Raw genomic sequence first — 17,196 nt, 5'->3', positions numbered from 1 at the left:
GGGGGAATGAATTCCCCCGGGCCCCCTTCTTCTTTCTGTCAGGGCCGGGCGCCGCTGGCGCCCGGCGTCAATCCGGGCTGTAGCCGAAGCCGCTGGGCGGGTTCGCCGCCCGTCTCCACCCAGACGCTCTTGCTTTGCGTGTAGGACAGCAAGGCCTCGCGGCCCGAGGAACGGCCGAAGCCGCTGCGGCCGAACCCGCCAAAGGGCGACATCACGCTGATCGTCTTGTAGCCATTGATCCAAAAAGTGCCCGCCCGCACCGCCGCCGCCACGCGGTGCGCGCGGCCGACATCGCGCGTCCACACCGCCCCCGCCAGCCCATAGGGCGTGGCATTGGCCAGCGCGATCGCCTCCTCCTCCTCGCGGAAGGACAGCGCCGTCACCACCGGGCCGAACACTTCTTCCTGCGCGATCTCGGCCTCCGGCCCCACGCCATCGACGATGGTGGGCGCGTAGTAGAAGCCGCCCGTCTCGCGCAGCGCCTCGGGGCATGCGCCGCCCGCGGCCAGCACCGCGCCGCCCCGCACCGCCGCCTGCACCAGCCCGTCGATGCGCTGCCATTGCCGGCGGTTGTTGATCGGCCCGATCTGCGTCGCCGGGTCCTGCGGCGCGCCCACCGGGATGCGGCGCGCGGCCTCGGCCAGGCGCTCCAGCAGGCGCGGGCGCAGCCCCTCCTGCACCAGCAGGCGGGAACCCGCGACGCAGCTCTGCCCGGCGCCGGAGAAGATGGCGGCCTGGGCGCCCAGCACCGCGCGGTCCAGATCGGCATCGTCAAAGACGATATTGGCGGATTTGCCGCCCAGCTCCAGGATGCAGGGCACGATGTTGCGCGCCGCCTGCGCCGCGATCGCCGCCCCCGTGGCGGCGGAGCCCACGAACACCACCAGCCGCGTCTCGGCATCGCCCACCGCGGCGGCGCCCGTGGTGGCCCCCGCGCCCGCCAGCACATTGACCAGGCCGCGCGGCAGCCCCGCCTTCCCGGCCAGCACGCCGAGCGCCAGCGAGGTCAGCGGCGTCAGCTCGGAGGGCTTCAGCACCACCGCATTGCCGGCGCAGATCGCGGGCGCGATCTGCCAGCCGGCGGTGAAGATGGGCGCGTTCCAGGGGGTGATCTGCACCACCGTGCCATAGGGCTCAGGGCGGGTGTAGTTCAGGTGGCTGGTGGGGACGGGGATGACCTCGCCATGCAGCTTGTCGGCCCAGCCGGCATAGTATTCGAACATCTCCGCCACCTTGGCGACCTCGACCCGCGTGTCGCGGATCGGCTTGCCGGCGGAGAGGCTCTCGAGCGCGGCGAGATCCTCGGCGGCGGCGCGCACCGCCTGCCCCACCGCCCAGATCGCGCGGCCCCGGGCGGAGGCGGTCAGCGCCAGCCAGGCGCGCTGGCCCTCGCGGGCGGCCTGCATGGCGGCCTCCACCACCGGGGCGCCGGCATCGGCATAGGTGAGGAAAACCTCGCCATTGGCCGGGTTCACCAGCTCCAGCGCCGCGCCGGTGCCGGGCAGGATCTCGCCGCCGACCCAGCTGCCGACCGCCCCGCCGGGCAGCAGGCGGGCGATCAGCTCGTGCAGGGTGGGGGCGGTCATGCGGCGTTCTCCGGGCGGCGGTAATCGGCCATGCGGGTGAAATCATCACTGTCGGCGATGCGCGGGCGCGCCTCCTCCCACAGAAGCGCGGCATGGGCGCAGAGGGGGAGCTCGACGCCGCTCTCGGCGGCCAGCGCGATGGCCAGGGTGACATCCTTGCGCATCAGCCCGGCGGAGAAGCCGCTGTCGAAGCTGCCCGGCAGGATCCAGCGCGGCATCATCACCTCGCTGATGGCGCTGCGGCCCGTGGCGGCGTTGACGACGCCGAGCGCGGCCTCGGCGGGCAGGCCGGCGGCCTCGGCCAGGCGCATCGCCTCGCCGGTGGTGACGAGGTGGGCGGCCACCAGCATGTTGTTCACCAGCTTGGCGATGTTGCCGGCGCCCGACGGCCCGACATGCACCGCCTTGGCCGAGAGCGCGTCCAGCACCGGGCGGACCGCCTCCAGATCCTCCGCCTCGCCGCCGATCATCATGGTGAGGCTGCCGGCGGCGGCGCCGGAGGGGCCGCCGCTGACCGGGGCGTCGAGCAGCGCGTGGCCCGCCGCGGCCAGGGTGGCGGCCAGGCGGCGGGTGGTGCCGGGGTCGGAGGTGGAGGTGTCGATCACCACCACCTTGCGGTCGGAGCGGGCGAGCAGGCCGCCGGGAGCGGTGGCCACGGCCTCGACATCCCGCGCATAGGGCAGGGAGAAGACCAGCGCGTCGGCCTGGCGCAGCAGGGTGGCGAGGTCGGCGAAGACGATGCCGGCGGCCTCGGCGGGCGCGCGGCGGGTGTCGCTGATGTCGTGGCCGAGCACGGTGAAGCCGGCGCGCAGCAGGCTGGCGGCCATGCCGAGCCCCATCTGCCCCAGCCCCACCACGCCGATGCTGCGCAGTTGCATGCTGTTCTCCCTGGTATTGCCGCAGGGTCTCGCGCAGCGTGCGTTGCCACAAGCCGGGAATTTCCGAACAGTGCGTTGCCGCGCGCGCAACGCCGGCCGCCAGCGGCGGCCGGCCCTGTCAGAGAAAAGAAGGGGGTCCGGGGGAATTCATTCCCCCGGCCTGTCATATCCTTCGGCGAAGAGGGCGGCGTCGATGTCGCGCCGCCCGTGCAGCACGCGGACCAGCAGCACGCCCTGTTCGTCGCTGCGGTAGAGGATGAGATAGGGCGCTTCCACCAGCATGCGCGCCCCGGGGGCGAGGGCCGGCAGGGCGGTGCCGGCATTGGGGAAGTCCTTCAGGATCTCCAGCCGCGCGGCGATGCGGTCGAGCAGCCGGTCGGCGGCGCCGGGGTCCTGTTGCGCGACATGCGTCCAGATCTCGACCAGGTCGGCGCGGGCGCGGGCGGTCTGGCGCAGCAATTCAGCGTCCGCGCGCGGCCATCCGGGCGCGGGCTTCCTGCTTCACCGCCTCGATGTCGAGGGCGCCAGCTTCGCCGCTGGCGATGCCCTCCTGCCAGGCGCGCTGCAGCTGTTCGAGGGAGTCCTGCTGCCGCTGGTGCTGCTCCAGCAGGCGCAGCCCGTCGCGCAGCACCTCGCTGGCGGAGCTGTAGCGGCCGCTGGCGAGCTGGCGCTGCACGAAGGCCTCGAAATGCGGGCCGATGGTGTAGCTGCTGGGCATGGGCGCCTCCCGACTATCATTCAATGATATCGGTCGCCGCGGCGCGGCCGCAAGCTTCTGACGTCAGAACCTCGCAATCCCGGCGAAGAGGGAGAGATGGCGCGCCAGATGCTCCAGCAGCAGGGCGGCGGCGGCGGGCAGCGGGCGCGCCGCGCGGTGCAGCAGATGCGCGCTGGCCTCGGCCAGCAGCGGGTCGGCCAGTTCCACGGCGTGCAGCCGGCCCTCGGCCAGTTCGCGCGCGGCGGCGAAGCCGGGCAGGAAGGTCAGGCCCATGCCGGAAAGGACGAAGCGGCGCAGCGTCTCGACCGAGCCGGTCTCCAGCCGCGGCGCCAGGCGGAAGCCGCCATCGGCCTCGACGCGAGCGAGCAGATGGCGGATGCCATGGCCGGGGAAGAGCAGCGCGCAGGGCTGTTCCGCCAGGGCCGAAAGCGGCACGGGCGCCGCCGGCGCCGCCATGCCGGCCGGCAGCAGCGCCAGCAGCGGCTGGCGGGCGCGCGCGGCGCTGACGAGGGCCGGATGCGCCGGCGGGTTGTAGGCCAGGCCCAGCTCCGCCTCGCCCTCGGCCACCGCCTCCAGCACCCGGTCGGTGCCGCCATGCAGCAGCACGAAGCGCAGCCCGGGATGGGCGGCGGCGAAACCGGCCAGCCCCTCCTCCAGCAGGCCGGGCAGGAAGCCGTCGCCGCAGCAGAGCCGCACCGTGCCCTCGGCGCCGCCGCGCAGCCGGTGCAGCCGCTCACGCAGCGCCGCCGTCGCCTCCTCCTGCGCGCGGGCATGCTCGGCGACCGCACGGCCGGCCTCGGTCGGCTGCACGCCGCGCGGCAGGCGCTCCAGCAGCGGCTGGCCGAGCAGCGCCTCCAGCTCCGCCACCTGGCGGCTGATCGCCGAGGCGGCGACGCCCAGCGCCGCCGCCGCGCCGCGGATCGAGCCGCTGCGCGTCACCGCCAGGAAATAGCGCAGCGCGCGCTCATCGGGGGGCGGCGCCGCCAAGGGCTCAGCCCGGCGCCGCCTCGGCCGCCAGCAGCGAGCCGATGGCCGAGGCCAGCGCCTCCGGCACCGCCGGCTTCCGCAGCACGGCGAAGGGCCCGCCGGCCGAGATCGGCGCCAGGGCGGCGGCGCTGGCCTCGTCCAGATTGCCGGTCAGCAGGATGCAGGGCAGGCCGGGATGGCGCCGCCGCGCCTCGCGCAGCAGGTCCAGCCCGCTGAGGCCGGGCATGGCGAGGTCGGTCAGCAGCAGGTCGAAGGCCGGGCCCTCCTGCAGCCGGCGCAGCGCCGCGGCGCCATCCTCCAGCAGCTCGACCTGGTGGCCGAGGCCGCGGAAGACAGTGTCCAGCACGCTGCGCACCAGCGGGTCGTCATCGACCACCAACAGCCGCGCCGGCGGCAGCTCGCGCCCGGCGGCGGCGGCGGGCGCGGGCGCCGGGGCCGGCGTGGCGCGCTCGGCCGGGCCGAGGGGGAGGGTCAGCGTCACCCGCGTGCCCTGCCCCGGCGCGCTGTCGATCGCCAGGCTGCCGCCCGACTGGTCGGCGAAGCTCTGCGCCAAAGCGAGGCCGAGCCCGGTGCCCTTGCCGCGCGGCTTGGTGGTGAAGAAGGGCTCGCGGGCGCGGGCCAGCACCGCCGGCTCCATGCCGCTGCCATGGTCGGCGACGCGCAGCGCGACGGCCTCGCCGCCCTCGGGCGCCGTCACGCGGCGGGCGGAGAGCGTCACCTCGCCGCCCTGCGGCATGGCGTCGCGGGCATTGACGACGAGGTTCAGCAGCACCGTCTCCAGCTGCTGGCGGTCGACAAAGACGCTGACCTCGCCGGGCTCCGGCGTGGCGTCGACCCGCACCTGGATGCGGCTGCCCAGCGTGTAGCTGAGCATCTCGCGCAGATCCTCGATCACGGCCGCGATGTCGGCGCGGCTGGCGCGCAGCTCGCCGGGGCGGGCGAAGCTCAGCAGGCGGCGGCCGATCGCCATGCCGCGCTCCCCGGCCTCGGCCATCAGCCCGGCCAGGCGGCGCACCATCTCCGGATCCTCGGCCTGCAGGCCGAGCACGCGGGTGCCGCTGACCACGGTCTGCAGCACGTTGTTCATGTCATGCGCGATGCCGCCGGCGAGCTGGCCGAACACCTCCATCTTCTGCGCCGCGCGCAGCCCGTCCTCGGCGCGCTTGCGGGCGCTGATATCGACCAGCGCGGCGATCGAGCGCATGAAGCGCCCGGCCTGGTCGAGCTCCGGCCGGGCGATGACCAGCAGGTCCATCACCCGGCCCGAGCGGTGCAGCATGCCGACCTCGCACTGGATGTCCTCGCCCTGGCGCACCTTGGGCCAAAGGGCGCGGAACTGCTCGATGCCGTCGGCGGCGAGGAATTCGGTGATCGGCCGGCCGATCACCTCGCGCCGCGTCTCATAGCCGAAGATCTCCAGCCAGCGGTCGCTGACGGTCAGCAGCCGGCCGGCCGGGTCCAGCCCGTGCAGCGGCAGCGGGATGCGGCGATACAGCCCATCGGCCACCGCCTCGGCGCGGCGGCGCTCGGCGATCTCGGCGGCCAGCAGCTGCGGCAGGGTGCCGAGCCGGGCGCGGCGCAGCGCCAGCAGGGTGGCGCGCAGCTCGGCGGGCGGGGTGTCGGGCGGCAGGGCGGCATCCGCGCCGCCCTCCAGCGCCGCCAGCCGCTCCGCCGCGCCGCCCACCGCCAGCAGCACCAGGCCCGGCTGGCTCTGGCGCAGGGCGGCGCAGAGCGCGCCGGCGCGCTCGGCGCCCGGCCCGGCCTCCAGCAGCAGCGCCGCCGCCTCCAGCCGCGAGACGAGGGAGGGCAGATCCTCCTCCGGCGCGGCCTCGGCCTGGCGCAGGCCGCTCTCCTGGAACAGGCGGACCCATTCGGCGCGCCGTGCCGGGTCCGGGCTGACGGCGAGCAGCAGCGGCGCGGGCATGCTCAGACCCGCTTGGCGCGGCGGGCGGCGGAGCGGTCTCGGCGGGCGGGGAGCAGGGGCATGCGGGCAAGTCCGTGGCGAAGGTCGGTTGGCGCGGGCTTTGTCAGCCAGTGGTAATGGAAGCGGCCGCCGCCGTCGATCACCCAGCGGCGCGGAGCAGCCGCGCAGGGTGCCGCACGGGGCGGCGGCAACCGCGGACGGCCTCGGGCGTTGCCGGGGCATGGAGCAGCATATCACCATCGCCCGGCCCGCCGCCGCCGTGCTGGCCTGGCTGGCCGATCCCGAGCATCTCGAGGCCTGGCTGCCGCAGCTGCGGCGCGAGGAAGGCCCGCTGCCGCGCGAGGGGCTGCAGGCCGACCGCGCGACGGGGCGCATCCGCTGGGCCTTCGACCCGGCCGGCGAGTGGCAGGCGGAGGAGGTCTCGGGCGTCACGCGGCTGACCCTGCGGGTGCAGCGCGACGCCATGCGCCCGGCCGACCCGACCGAGCCCGAGACGCCCGCCGAGGCGGTGCGGCACGGCATGGAGGCGGCGCTGCACAGCGTGAAGTCGCATGTCGAGCAGGCCGGCGGCGGCGACCCCGACCTGCCGATGCCGGGCACGCCGAACCGCGCCTATGGCCATGGGCGCGAGGCGGAGCGGGACCGCAACTGAGGGTCTTGCGCCGGGCGCCATGACGTCCCGGGCGCAGCGCGGCTCACCTCTCCCCGGCCCCGGCGGGCCGGGGCATGATCAATCGGCCAGGCTGTCCGCGCGCAGCCTTTGTGTCAGGCAGCCCCAATACTGGGGGCGCACCCAGCGCCCGCCGCTGTCCCGAAGGAGGCCGCTGGCCGGGGCCGTGGTGAGCTGCACGCGGCGGTTCTGCCGACGCGCCTCCTCATCCTCCGCGGGTACCAGCTTCCTGGTATCGCCAAGGATCTCCAGGGCGATGGAGCTGGCCGGGATGCCGAGCGCGATCAGCCGCTCCCGCACCGCCAGGGCGCGGGCCAGGCTGAGCGCGCATTGGTCGGGCGTCTCCGGATCATGCGCATGTGCCATGAGGATCACGCTGCGGTCGCTGGGCGGCACTCGATTGCCGCAGCCGGCGGGGAAGACCTCGAAAAAGCTCGGTGGCCCGTTGATGTGATCGACGAACGCCCCAAGCACCTGCTCCCCCCGTTCCGAGACAATGCTGGAATCCGGGTTGAAAAAGACGAGGTATGTGGAAGAACACGCCGCCGCCCGACCAGCCGGCAGCAGCGACAGGCTGAGCAGCCCGAAAAACAGCAGCGGGACGGAGCGGAGCCTGAGCCTCATGCGGGTCCTTCGCCATGCCGGCCGGGCGGCACGCGCGGCCCCGGCGCCGCGCCACGGGACCGCCCCGTGACACCGCAACGATCCCGCATCGCGGGCCATCCCGCCAGACCCTTCCCACGCCCGCGCGCCACGGCGCATCGCCGCGGGCCACACCGACCGGCCTGACCACCCTCCCCGCCCCGCTTTTATGCCGCCTTTACGCGGCGGGGCCGGAACTCGCATGGCGCCTTTCGGCGGCACGGCGCGACAAGCCCAGGGATGTTGATTCCTGAGCGGAGCCTCTCCTCGCCATGCTCGACCTGCTGCTGACGGGTCTCGGCCTCGGCCTCTTCCTGGTGCTCGCCGCCTATGCGGCCGCCTGTGAGCGGGTGTGACGCCATGACCGCGCTGATCCTGGGCGGCGTCACCGCCGCCCTGCTTCTCGTTTACCTGCTCTGGGCCCTGCTGCGGCCGGAGAGCCTGTAGCCATGACCGCCAATGGATGGGCGCAGATCGCCCTGGTGCTGGCCGTCACCCTGCTGACGGCGGTGCCGCTGGCCCGCTACATCGCCGCCATCGCGGCCGGGCGGGTCACCTTCCTCGCGCCGCTGGAGCGGCTGTTCTACCGCGCCGGCGGCATCGACCCGGCGCAGGGCCAGGGCTGGCGCGGCTACACCCTGGCCATGCTGGCGGTCAATGCGCTGGGCTTCCTGCTGCTCTACGCGCTGCTGCGGCTGCAGGGCGCGCTGCCGCTGAACCCGCAGGGCCTGCCCGGGCTCTCGCCCTGGCTCGCCTTCAACACCGCCGTCAGCTTCGTCACCAACACCAACTGGCAGGCCTATAGCGGCGAGGTGGCGATGAGCCATCTGAGCCAGATGGCCGGCCTCGCCGTGCAGAATTTCCTCTCGGCGAGCACCGGCATCGCCCTGGCGCTGGCGATCAGCCGCGCCTTCGCCGCCGGCAACCTGCGCGAGCTCGGGAATTTCTGGGCCGATTTCACCCGCATCACCCTCTATCTGCTGCTGCCGCTGAGCCTGGCGCTTGGCCTCGGCTTCGTGGCGCTGGGCCTGCCGCAGACCTTCTCCGCCCTGGCCCAGGCGACGACGCTGGAGGGCGCGCAGCAGGGCATCCCGCTCGGCCCCGTGGCGCTGCAGATCGCCATCAAGCATCTCGGCACCAATGGCGGCGGCTTCTACGGCGTCAATTCGGCGCATCCGCTGGAAGGCCCCTCGGCGCTGGTCACCGCGCTGCAGATCTGGGGGCAGCAGGTGATCCCCTTCGCGCTCGCCCTCGCCTTCGGCCGCATCGTGGGCGATGCCCGGCAGGGCCGCGCCCTGCTGGCGGTGATGCTGATCTATATCGTCGGCGCCACGGCGGCGATCTACGCGGCCGAGGCCGCGGGCAACCCGCTGCACCTGGCCGCCGGCCTCGACCCCGCGCTCGGCAACATGGAAGGCAAGGAGGTGCGCTTCGGCCTGGCGCTGACCGCGCTCTTCACCGCCACCACCACCGGCGCCTCCTGCGGCGCGGTGAACGCCATGCTGGACAGCTTCACCCCGCTCGGCGGGCTGATGCCGCTGTTCCTGATCCAGCTCGGCGAGGTGCTGCCCGGCGGCGTCGGCTCCGGCCTCTACGGCATGCTGGTCTTCGCCCTGCTCTCGGTCTTCGTCGCCGGGCTGATGGTCGGCCGCACGCCGGAATATCTCGGCAAGAAGGTGCAGGCGCGCGAGGTCAAGCTCGCCATGCTGGCGGTGCTGGTGCTGCCCGCCACCATCCTGGGCTTCGCCGCCATCTCCATGGTGCTGCCGGCGGCCATCAGCTCGATCCAGGATGCCGGGCCGCATGGCCTGTCCGAGATGCTCTACGCCTACAGCTCGGCCGCCGGCAACAATGGCTCGGCCTTTGGCGGGCTGACCGCCGACACGCCCTGGCTGAACACCACGCTGGGCCTGGCCATGCTGCTCGGCCGCTTCGCCTATGTGGTGCCGGTGATGGCGCTGGCCGGCGCCATCGCCGCCAAGCCGCGCGCGCCGGAGGGCGCGGGCAGCCTGCCCACGCATGGGCCGCTCTTCGCCGGGCTGCTGGCGGGGGTGATCCTGATCCTGGGCGGGCTGCAATTCATGCCCGCCCTCGCCCTCGGCCCCCTGGCCGAACACTTTCTTCTGCTTGCCGGCACGACCTTCTGAGGGTTCGGAACATGGCTGACCTCTCCCCTGCCCTGCCCCCGGCGCGCACGCAGCGCCGCGCGGGCGGCGCCGCCGCGCTGCTGGCCGACCCGGCGCTGCTCGGCCGCGCCGCGCTCGACGCGCTGCGCAAGCTCAACCCGGCGCAGCTGGTCCGCAACCCGGTGATCTTCACCACCGAGGCGGTCTCCATCCTGGTCACCCTGCTCTCGGCGCTGGCCGCCTGGCGCGGCGAGCCCTGGGGCTTCTCCGCCGGCATCGCCGCCTGGCTGTGGCTGACGGTGATCTTCGCCACCTTCGCCGAGGCCGTGGCCGAGGGGCGCGGCCGCGCCCAGGCCGAGAGCCTGCGCCGCAGCCGCGGCGAGACCACGGCGAAGCTGCTGCTGCGCGCCGATGACCGGACGCTGTGGCAGCCCCGCCCCGCCGCCGATCTGCGCGTCGGCGACCTGGTGCTGGTCGAGGCCGGCGACCTCATCCCCGCCGATGGCGAGGCGGTGCAGGGCATCGCCGCCGTCAACGAGGCGGCGGTGACCGGCGAGAGCGCGCCGGTGATCCGCGAATCCGGCGGCGACCGCTCGGCCGTCACCGGCGGCACGATGCTGGTCTCGGACTGGCTGGTGGTGCGCGTCACCGCCGCCCCGGGCTCCAGCTTCCTCGACCGCATGATCGCCCTTGTCGAAGGGGCGGCGCGGCAGAAGACGCCGAACGAGATCGCCCTCGACATCCTGCTGGCCGGCATGACGATCATCTTCCTGATCGCGGTGGCCAGCCTGGTGGGGCTCGCCGCCTGGAACGGCCAGCCGCCCTCGGTCGCGGTGCTGGCGGCGCTGCTGGTGACGCTGATCCCGACCACCATTGGCGGGCTGCTCTCGGCGATCGGCATCGCCGGGATGGACCGGCTGCTGCGCTTCAACGTGCTGGCCACCTCGGGCCGCGCGGTGGAGGCGGCGGGCGATGTCGATGTGCTGCTGCTCGACAAGACCGGCACCATCACCCATGGCAACCGCCAGGCGGCCGCGCTCGTCCCCGCCCCCGGCATCGAGGAACGCGCTTTGGCCGAGGCCGCCATCCTCGCCTCGCTGGGCGACGAGACGCCGGAGGGCCGCTCGATCCTCTCCTATGCGCAGGCCCGGCACGGGCTGGCGGCCCCCGCCCTGCCGGAGGGGGCGCAGATCGTGCCCTTCACCGCGCAGACCCGGCTCTCCGGCCTCGACCTGCCGGATGGCACGCGCTACCGCAAGGGCGCGGTGGACAGCCTGGCGAAGAGTCTCGGCCTGCCGGTGCCGCCGGCGCTGGCCGAGACGGTGGAGCGCATCGCCCGCCAGGGTGCCACGCCGCTGGCCGTGGCGCGCGACGGCGTGCTGCTCGGCGCCATCGAGCTGAAGGACATCGTCAAGCCCGGCATCCGCGAGCGCTTCGCGGCGCTGCGGCGGATGGGCATCCGCACCGTCATGGTCACCGGCGACAACCGGCTGACGGCCGCCGCCATCGCCGCCGAGGCGGGGGTGGACGACGTGCTGGCCGAGGCGACGCCGGAGGACAAGCTCGGCTATATCCGCCGCATGCAGGCCGAAGGGCGGCTGGTCGCCATGGCCGGCGACGGCACCAATGACGCGCCGGCTTTGGCCCAGGCCGATGTCGGGCTGGCCATGCAGACCGGCACCCAGGCGGCGCGCGAGGCCGGCAACATGGTCGATCTGGACAGCGATCCGACCAAGCTGATCGAGGTGGTGGAGATCGGCAAGCAGCTGCTGATCACCCGCGGCGCGCTGACCACCTTCTCCATCGCCAATGACGTGGCGAAGTACTTCGCCATCCTGCCGGCGATCTTCGTCGCCTCCTATCCGCAGCTCGGCGCGCTGAACGTCATGCAGCTCGCCTCGCCGCAGAGCGCCATCCTCTCGGCGGTGATCTTCAATGCGCTGATCATCGTGGCGCTGGTGCCGCTGGCGCTGCGCGGCGTCGCCTATCGCCCGGTGGGCGCCGCCTCGCTGCTGCGGCGCAACCTGCTGGTCTATGGGCTGGGCGGCATCGTGGCCCCCTTCCTCGGCATCAAGCTGATCGACCTGTTCCTCACCCTGATCGGGATCGCCTGAGCATGTCCGACCTCCTCCGCCCGGCCTTCGCCATGGTCGGGCTGTTCACCCTGCTGCTCGGCCTGGCCGTGCCGGCGGGCTTCACCGGGCTGGCGCAGCTGGCCTTCCCCTGGCAGGCCAATGGCAGCCTGGTCGAACGCGAGGGCCGCGTGGTCGGCTCCGCCCTGCTCGGCCAGGATTTTTCCAGCGGCCGCTATTTCCATCCGCGCCCCTCGGCCACCACCGAGGCCGATCCGGAGCAGCCGGGCCAGACCCGCGCCGCGCCCTACAATGCCGGCGCCTCGGCCGCCTCGCAGCTCGGCCCGACCAGCGCGGCGCTGCTCGAGGCGGTGCGGGAGCGCGTCGCCACGCTGGGCCCGGCCCCGGTGCCGGCGGATGCGGCGACCGCCTCCGGCTCCGGCCTCGACCCGCATATCAGCCCGGAGAATGCGGCGCGGCAGCTGGCGCGGGTGGCCGCCGCGCGCGGCCTGCCGGAAGAGCGCCTGCGCGCCCTGCTGGCGGCCGAGACCGAGAGCCTGGAGCTCGGCCTGCTCGGCGCGCCGCGGGTCAATGTGCTGCGGCTGAACCTGGCGCTGGATTCGCTGCAGGCCGCCCCGCCGCGCTAGTCTGGCGGCGATGAGCGACCCCGCCCCGCGCCCCGATCCCGACGCCCTTCTCGCCCTCGCCCGGCGGGAGGGGCGCGGCCGGCTGAAGGTCTTCCTGGGCGCCGCCCCCGGCGTCGGCAAGACCTGGGAGATGCTGGCCGAGGCAAGGCGCCGCCAGGCCGGCGGCGCCGAGCTGCTGGTCGGGCTGGTGGAGACGCATGGAAGGGCGGAGACGGCGGCGCAGCTTTCCGGCCTGCCGCTGCTGCCCCGCGCGCGCCTGGCCCATCGCGGCCAGGTGCTGGAGGAATTCGACCTCGACGCGGCGCTGGCCGCCCGGCCGCAGATCCTGCTGCTGGACGAGCTGGCGCACAGCAACGCGCCCGGCAGCCGCCACCCCAAGCGCTGGCAGGATGTCGAGGAGCTGCGCGAGGCCGGCATCGAGGTCTGGACGACGATGAATGTCCAGCACCTGGAAAGCCTCTCCGACGCGGTCGCCCGCATCACCGGGGTGCGGGTGGCCGAGACGGTGCCGGATGCGGTGCTGGCCGGCGCGGACGCCGTCGAGCTGATCGACATCCCCCCCGGCGAGCTGCTGGAGCGGCTGCGCCAGGGAAAAATCTACCGCGCCGAGCAGGTGCCGCGGGCGCTGCGCGGCTTCTTCCGCGAGGGCAATCTGGCGGCGTTGCGCGAGCTGGCGCTGCGCCGCACCGCCGAGCGCGTCGATGCCGACGTCACCTCCTATATGCGCGCCAATGCCATCGCGGGACCCTGGCCCTCGGGCGAGCGGGTGCTGGCGCTGGTCGGCGCCGACCCGGCCGCCGAGAGCGTGGTGCGCCATGCCAGCCGCATCGCCGAGGCGCTGCGCGCGCCCCTGCTGGCGCTGCATGTCGAGCGCCCGACCGCCCCCGGCGATCCCGGCCGCGTCGCCGCCGCCCTGCGCCTGGCCGAGAGCCTGGGGGCGGAGGTGGAGACCATCGTCGCCACCAACCTGCCCGCCGCCATCCTGGCCGCGGCGCGGGCCCGCAATGCCGGGCATCTGGTGATCGGCCGCGGCCGGCCGCCGGCCTGGCGGCGGCTCTCCGGCCGCACCCTCTCGGCCGCGCTGCTGCGGCGCGGCGGCGATTTCGCCCTGCATCTGGTGCCCGACCCGGCCCTGCCGCGCCCGGCGCCCCCCGCCCCCTCCCCTGCCCTGCCGCGCTGGCTGGGCTGGGCGGCGGCGCCGCTGCTGGTGGCCGGCGCCTCGCTGGTGGCCAGCCTGCTGGATGGCGATGTGCCGGAGGGTGTGCTCGGCATGATCTACCTGCCGGCGCTGATCGGCACGGCGGTGATCGGCGGCGCGCTGCCCGGGCTGCTGGCGGCGGCGCTGTCCTTCCTGTCCTGGAACTATTTGTTCCTGCCGCCGCGCTACACCCTGGCCATCGCCGGGCCGCAGGATGTGGTGGGCGCCGTGGTCTTCGCGCTGGTGGCGCTGCTGCTGGCCGGCACCACCGGCGGGCTCGGCCGCTCGGTGCGCGCCGCCCAGGCGCGGCTGCTGGGGCTGCGGCGGCTGGTGGAGTTCAGCCGCCGCCTCGGCGCCACCAGCGAGCGCGGCGATCTGCTGGAGGCCGTGGCGCGCGAGGCGGAGCGGCTGACGCATGGCCCGGTCTGCGTGCTGATGCCCCTCCCCCCCGCCCCGGGCGAGACCATGCCGGAACCCGTCCCCCGCGCCGCCGTGCCGCTGCAGGCGGTGCCGGACGAGGCCGGCATGGCGGCGGCGCGCTGGGCGCTGGCGCATGGCCGGCCGACCGGGCGCGGCACCGACACCCTGCCGGCCGGCACCGATTGGCAGTTCCGCCCGATGCGCACGGCGCGCGCGACCGCCGGCCTGCTCGGCCTGAAGCCCGAGCACGGCCTGCCCGATGCCGAGACCGACCGCGCGCTCGACGCGCTGCTCGACCAGGCCGCCGTGGCGCTGGAGCGGCTGGAGCTGATGGAGGAGCGCGCCCGCGCCGCCGCCCGCGCCGAGAGCGAGAGCCTGCGCAGCGCGCTGCTGACCTCGCTCGGCCACGATCTGAAGACGCCGCTGACCTCGGTGCGGGGGGCGATCGGCACGCTGCGGGTCGCCGGCGCCGCGCTCAGCCCGGAGCAGCGCGACGATCTGCTGGCCACCGCCGAGGAGGAGGCGGAGCGGCTGTCGCGCTGGATCGCCAACATCCTCGACATCGTGCGCATCGAGAATGGCGAGGTGCGGGTGCGCGCCGAGCCGGTCGACCTGGCCGAGGCGGCGGAGGCCGCGGCGCGCCGCATCACCCGCGCCAGCGGCCGCGCCATCGCGGTCGAGGCGGGCGAGCGGCTGCGCCTGGCGCGGCTGGACCCGCTGCTGCTCGACCAGGTGCTGGGCAATCTGCTGGACAATGCGGTGAAATTCTCCGGGCCCGGGGGCCGCGTCGTGCTGCGCCTGTGGCGCGACGGGGCCGAGATGGCGATCGCCGTCGAGGATGACGGGCCGGGCATCCCGCCCGCCGATCTCAACCGCATCTTCGACCCCTTCTTCCGCGCCAGCCGCACCGACCGGGTGGCCGCCGGCAGCGGGCTGGGCCTTGCCATCAGCCGCGGCCTGGTCCAGGCCATGGGCGGGCGCATCGCCGCGGAAAGCCCGCTGGCGGCGGGGCGCGGCACCCGCATCACCGCAAGGTTCCCGGCATGACCGACCCCCCTGGCCCCGCCGTGCTGGTGGTGGATGACGAGACGCAGATCCACCGCTTCCTGGGGCCGGCTCTGACCGCCGCCGGCTATGCCCCGCTGCGCGCCGAGACGGGGGCGGAGGCGCTGCGCCTGGCGGCCACCGCCGCGCCCGCCGCCGTGCTGCTCGATCTCGGCCTGCCGGATCTCGACGGCAAGACGGTGCTGGAGCGGCTGCGCGGCTTCAGCGACGCGCCGGTGCTGGTGGTCTCGGCGCGCGAGCGGGAGGCGGAGAAGGTCGCGGCCCTCGATGCCGGCGCCGATGACTATGTCGAAAAGCCCTTCGCCCTGGCGGAGCTGCTGGCGCGGCTGCGCGCCGCCCTGCGCCGCGCCGGCCAGGCCCGCGCCGCCGAGACGCTTCTTTCCGTTGGCCCGCTGCGCATCGACCTGGCGCAGCGCGTGGCGCGGCTGGAGGATGGCGAGCGGCTGAAGCTGACGCCACGCGAATGGTCGCTGCTGGTGGCGCTGGCGCGCGGCGGCGCCGGGCGCGTCACCACCCACCGGCAATTGCTGGAGGCGGTCTGGGGCCCGGCCCATGCCGAGGATGCGCAATATCTGCGGGTCTATATCGGCCATCTGCGCCAGAAGCTCGGCCCGGCCGGGGCGCTGATCCGCACCGAGCCCGGCATCGGCTACCGGCTGGGCGAGCCGGACTGAGCGCCGCAGGGTATCAGTGCCGCCGCCCTGGACCGGGGCGGCGGGCCGGGCTTCGCCCGCCACAGGGTATTTTTTCCTAGAACCCTGCCTTTCCCCGCCACGGTCGCCTGGCCCCCTTCCCGCCTTCGCCCGGCTTAGCGCCTCATTATCATTTTTCGCATAGGCTGCCTTCACTCCGCATCAGCAGAAGGCTGAGCCGCGCATGACCCTTTCCCCGCCCGCCTGCGCCGGGCCCGCGCCCCTGGCGCACCCCACGGGCCCTGGCTGAGCCATGGCCGCGCATCGTCTTTTCACCGACAGCGCCCTGCCCGGCCTCGCCCGGCGCCTGGGCCAGACCCTGCCGCCGCCCGACCCCGCCGCGCTGCGCGGCGCGCTGCAGGCGGCGCTGCACCGCCAGGGCGGCAGCGCCCTCGCCCCGCGCCGGCCGCGCCATGCCTGGCTGGCCACGACAGAAGGCTGGCAGCTGCGGGTCGAACTGCCGGGCGTCGCCCCCGCCGCGGTGCAGCTGGCCTGCGCCGGGGGGCGGCTGCTGCTGCTGACGTCCGGCCCCTGCCCCTTCGCCGCCGAGATCCCGCTGCCCGCCGCCGCCGCGCCGGACAGCCTGCGCTGGCATTGCGCGCATGGCCTGCTGGAGGCGGCGCTGGCCCGGCGCGGCGCCGAGGAACTGCCATGACGCGCCCGGAGGATGCGCCGTGCCGGGGCTGGTGAGGCTGCTCGGCCTGGCGCCGGCCGAGGCGGCGGCCCCGGTGCAGCTGGCGATGACGCGCCATGCCGGCCCGCCTCTGTCGCAGCAGCGCGCCGGCGACATGGTCGCCTTCGCCCAGCCGGTGCCGGGCGGGCCCCGCCCCGCCGTGCCCGAGGCCGAGCGGCAGCGCGCCCTGCTGCTGGTGCAGCGCCGGCTGGAGGCCGCCTGCCTGGCCGGCCCCTTCCTGCCCGCCGCGCCCGCCGCCGCGCTCTGCCCCGCGGCCGAGCTGCCGGCGCTGCTGGAGATCGCCGCGCCCCGGCTGCGCCTGGCCCTGGCCGAGCATGCCGGCACGCATCAATGGAGCCTGACCCTGCGCTGGCCCGAAGCCGCGTTGCAGGCCGCCCCGGGCGGCGCCGGCGCGGAACTGGCCCGCCGCGCCCGGCGGGTCGAGGCGGCGCTGCGCCCTGCCCTGCTGCGGGTGCGGCGCGAGGCCGAGGCCGCCCCCGCCACGCTGCGCTACCTGCTGCTGGTGCCGCGCGGCCAGGAGGCGGCGATCGAGACGGCGCTGCTCGGCCTGCCGCCGGAGACCGGGCGCGGCGCGGTCGCCGATCTGCACGGGCCGATGCCGCCGCTCGGCTTCCATGCCTGGCAGGTGGCCGAGGCCGAGGCGGGCGCCCTGCGCGCCGCCTGGGCGCTGCTCGGCCCGCCCGAAGGGGTCGAGGTCGCGGCGCTGCGTCCGCGCCACGGCCTGGCCCTGCCCGCGACACCCGCCCAGGGGCGGCTGGCGCCGCTGTTCCGCGAGGCCGGGCCGGTCGAGCTGGCGCGGCTGTTGCCGCTGTCGCGGCGCCGGCTGGTGCCCTGCGACGCGCCCGCCTGAGCGGCGGCCGACATCCGAATTTCACGA

Annotated in this window: 16 protein-coding genes; 9 read left to right on the top strand and 7 right to left on the bottom strand. The window is 74.9% G+C overall.

The features are described from left to right. Positions 1-38: 38 nt before the first annotated feature. The 6 genes from QE401_RS00290 to QE401_RS00265 all read right to left on the bottom strand — a co-directional run bounded on the left by QE401_RS00290 (position 39) and on the right by QE401_RS00265 (position 6,093). A complete protein-coding gene (locus QE401_RS00290) occupies positions 39-1,586 on the bottom strand; it encodes an aldehyde dehydrogenase family protein (RefSeq protein WP_307136252.1) in 1,548 nt (515 codons plus the stop codon). Then, a complete protein-coding gene (locus QE401_RS00285; protein WP_307136251.1) occupies positions 1,583-2,464 on the bottom strand; it encodes an NAD(P)-dependent oxidoreductase in 882 nt (293 codons plus the stop codon). The genes QE401_RS00290 and QE401_RS00285 overlap by 4 nt, the downstream gene beginning before the upstream one ends. Before the next feature lie 147 nt (positions 2,465-2,611). Beyond that, complete coding sequence (locus QE401_RS00280; protein ID WP_307136250.1) at positions 2,612-2,923, bottom strand: type II toxin-antitoxin system RelE/ParE family toxin; 312 nt, start codon at positions 2,921-2,923, stop codon at positions 2,612-2,614. A gap of 1 nt (position 2,924) precedes the next feature. Further along, positions 2,925-3,182, bottom strand: coding sequence for a type II toxin-antitoxin system ParD family antitoxin (locus tag QE401_RS00275; RefSeq protein ID WP_307136249.1), 258 nt, complete (start codon positions 3,180-3,182; stop codon positions 2,925-2,927). Between the two features lie 63 nt (positions 3,183-3,245). Beyond that, positions 3,246-4,169, bottom strand: a complete 924-nt coding sequence (locus QE401_RS00270; protein WP_307136248.1) for a LysR family transcriptional regulator — start codon at positions 4,167-4,169, stop codon at positions 3,246-3,248. Positions 4,170-4,173: 4 nt separating this feature from the next. Next, a complete protein-coding gene (locus QE401_RS00265; RefSeq protein ID WP_307136247.1) occupies positions 4,174-6,093 on the bottom strand; it encodes an ATP-binding protein in 1,920 nt (639 codons plus the stop codon). A gap of 220 nt (positions 6,094-6,313) precedes the next feature. Here QE401_RS00265 and QE401_RS00260 point away from each other — a divergent pair, with 220 nt between their 5' ends. After that, positions 6,314-6,745, top strand: coding sequence for an SRPBCC family protein (locus tag QE401_RS00260; RefSeq protein ID WP_307136246.1), 432 nt, complete (start codon positions 6,314-6,316; stop codon positions 6,743-6,745). A gap of 78 nt (positions 6,746-6,823) precedes the next feature. On the opposite strand, the gene QE401_RS00255 is transcribed toward QE401_RS00260, so the two are convergent. After that, on the bottom strand, positions 6,824-7,387 hold the full coding sequence (locus QE401_RS00255; RefSeq protein WP_307136245.1) for an OmpA family protein: 564 nt from the start codon (positions 7,385-7,387) through the stop codon (positions 6,824-6,826). A 360-nt stretch (positions 7,388-7,747) separates the two neighbouring features. Here QE401_RS00255 and kdpF point away from each other — a divergent pair, with 360 nt between their 5' ends. The 8 genes from kdpF (at position 7,748) to QE401_RS00215 (ending at position 17,169) form a co-directional block, all read left to right on the top strand. Beyond that, positions 7,748-7,852, top strand: coding sequence for a K(+)-transporting ATPase subunit F (gene kdpF / locus QE401_RS00250; protein WP_307136244.1), 105 nt, complete (start codon positions 7,748-7,750; stop codon positions 7,850-7,852). Positions 7,853-7,854: 2 nt separating this feature from the next. Then, entirely contained in the window at positions 7,855-9,552 is a 1,698-nt protein-coding gene (kdpA, locus tag QE401_RS00245; RefSeq protein WP_307136243.1) for a potassium-transporting ATPase subunit KdpA, read from the top strand. 11 nt (positions 9,553-9,563) lie between these two features. Continuing rightward, positions 9,564-11,645, top strand: coding sequence for a potassium-transporting ATPase subunit KdpB (gene kdpB / locus QE401_RS00240; RefSeq protein WP_307136242.1), 2,082 nt, complete (start codon positions 9,564-9,566; stop codon positions 11,643-11,645). Between the two features lie 2 nt (positions 11,646-11,647). Then, the gene (gene kdpC, locus QE401_RS00235; protein WP_307136241.1) at positions 11,648-12,250 is read left to right on the top strand and encodes a potassium-transporting ATPase subunit KdpC; all 603 of its coding nucleotides are present in this window, start codon (positions 11,648-11,650) and stop codon (positions 12,248-12,250) included. Positions 12,251-12,260: 10 nt separating this feature from the next. Beyond that, complete coding sequence (locus QE401_RS00230; RefSeq protein ID WP_307136240.1) at positions 12,261-14,915, top strand: sensor histidine kinase; 2,655 nt, start codon at positions 12,261-12,263, stop codon at positions 14,913-14,915. Next, positions 14,912-15,607 carry a response regulator gene (locus tag QE401_RS00225; RefSeq protein WP_307136239.1) on the top strand — a complete coding sequence of 232 codons (696 nt, stop codon included), beginning with the start codon at positions 14,912-14,914 and terminating at the stop codon, positions 15,605-15,607. The genes QE401_RS00230 and QE401_RS00225 overlap by 4 nt, the downstream gene beginning before the upstream one ends. A 271-nt stretch (positions 15,608-15,878) precedes the next feature. Beyond that, positions 15,879-16,280 (top strand): Hsp20/alpha crystallin family protein, encoded by a 402-nt coding sequence (locus tag QE401_RS00220; protein ID WP_307136238.1) that lies wholly within the window; start codon positions 15,879-15,881, stop codon positions 16,278-16,280. Between the two features lie 19 nt (positions 16,281-16,299). Beyond that, positions 16,300-17,169: a hypothetical protein gene (locus QE401_RS00215; RefSeq protein WP_307136237.1), complete on the top strand. Its 870-nt coding sequence runs from the start codon at positions 16,300-16,302 to the stop codon at positions 17,167-17,169. The last annotated feature ends 27 nt before the right edge of the window (positions 17,170-17,196 follow it).

The sequence above is a fragment of the Pseudoroseomonas cervicalis genome, from assembly GCF_030818485.1.
Taxonomy (GTDB): domain Bacteria; phylum Pseudomonadota; class Alphaproteobacteria; order Acetobacterales; family Acetobacteraceae; genus Pseudoroseomonas; species Pseudoroseomonas cervicalis_A.
This window is presented reverse-complemented; position numbering and strand designations above follow the sequence as displayed.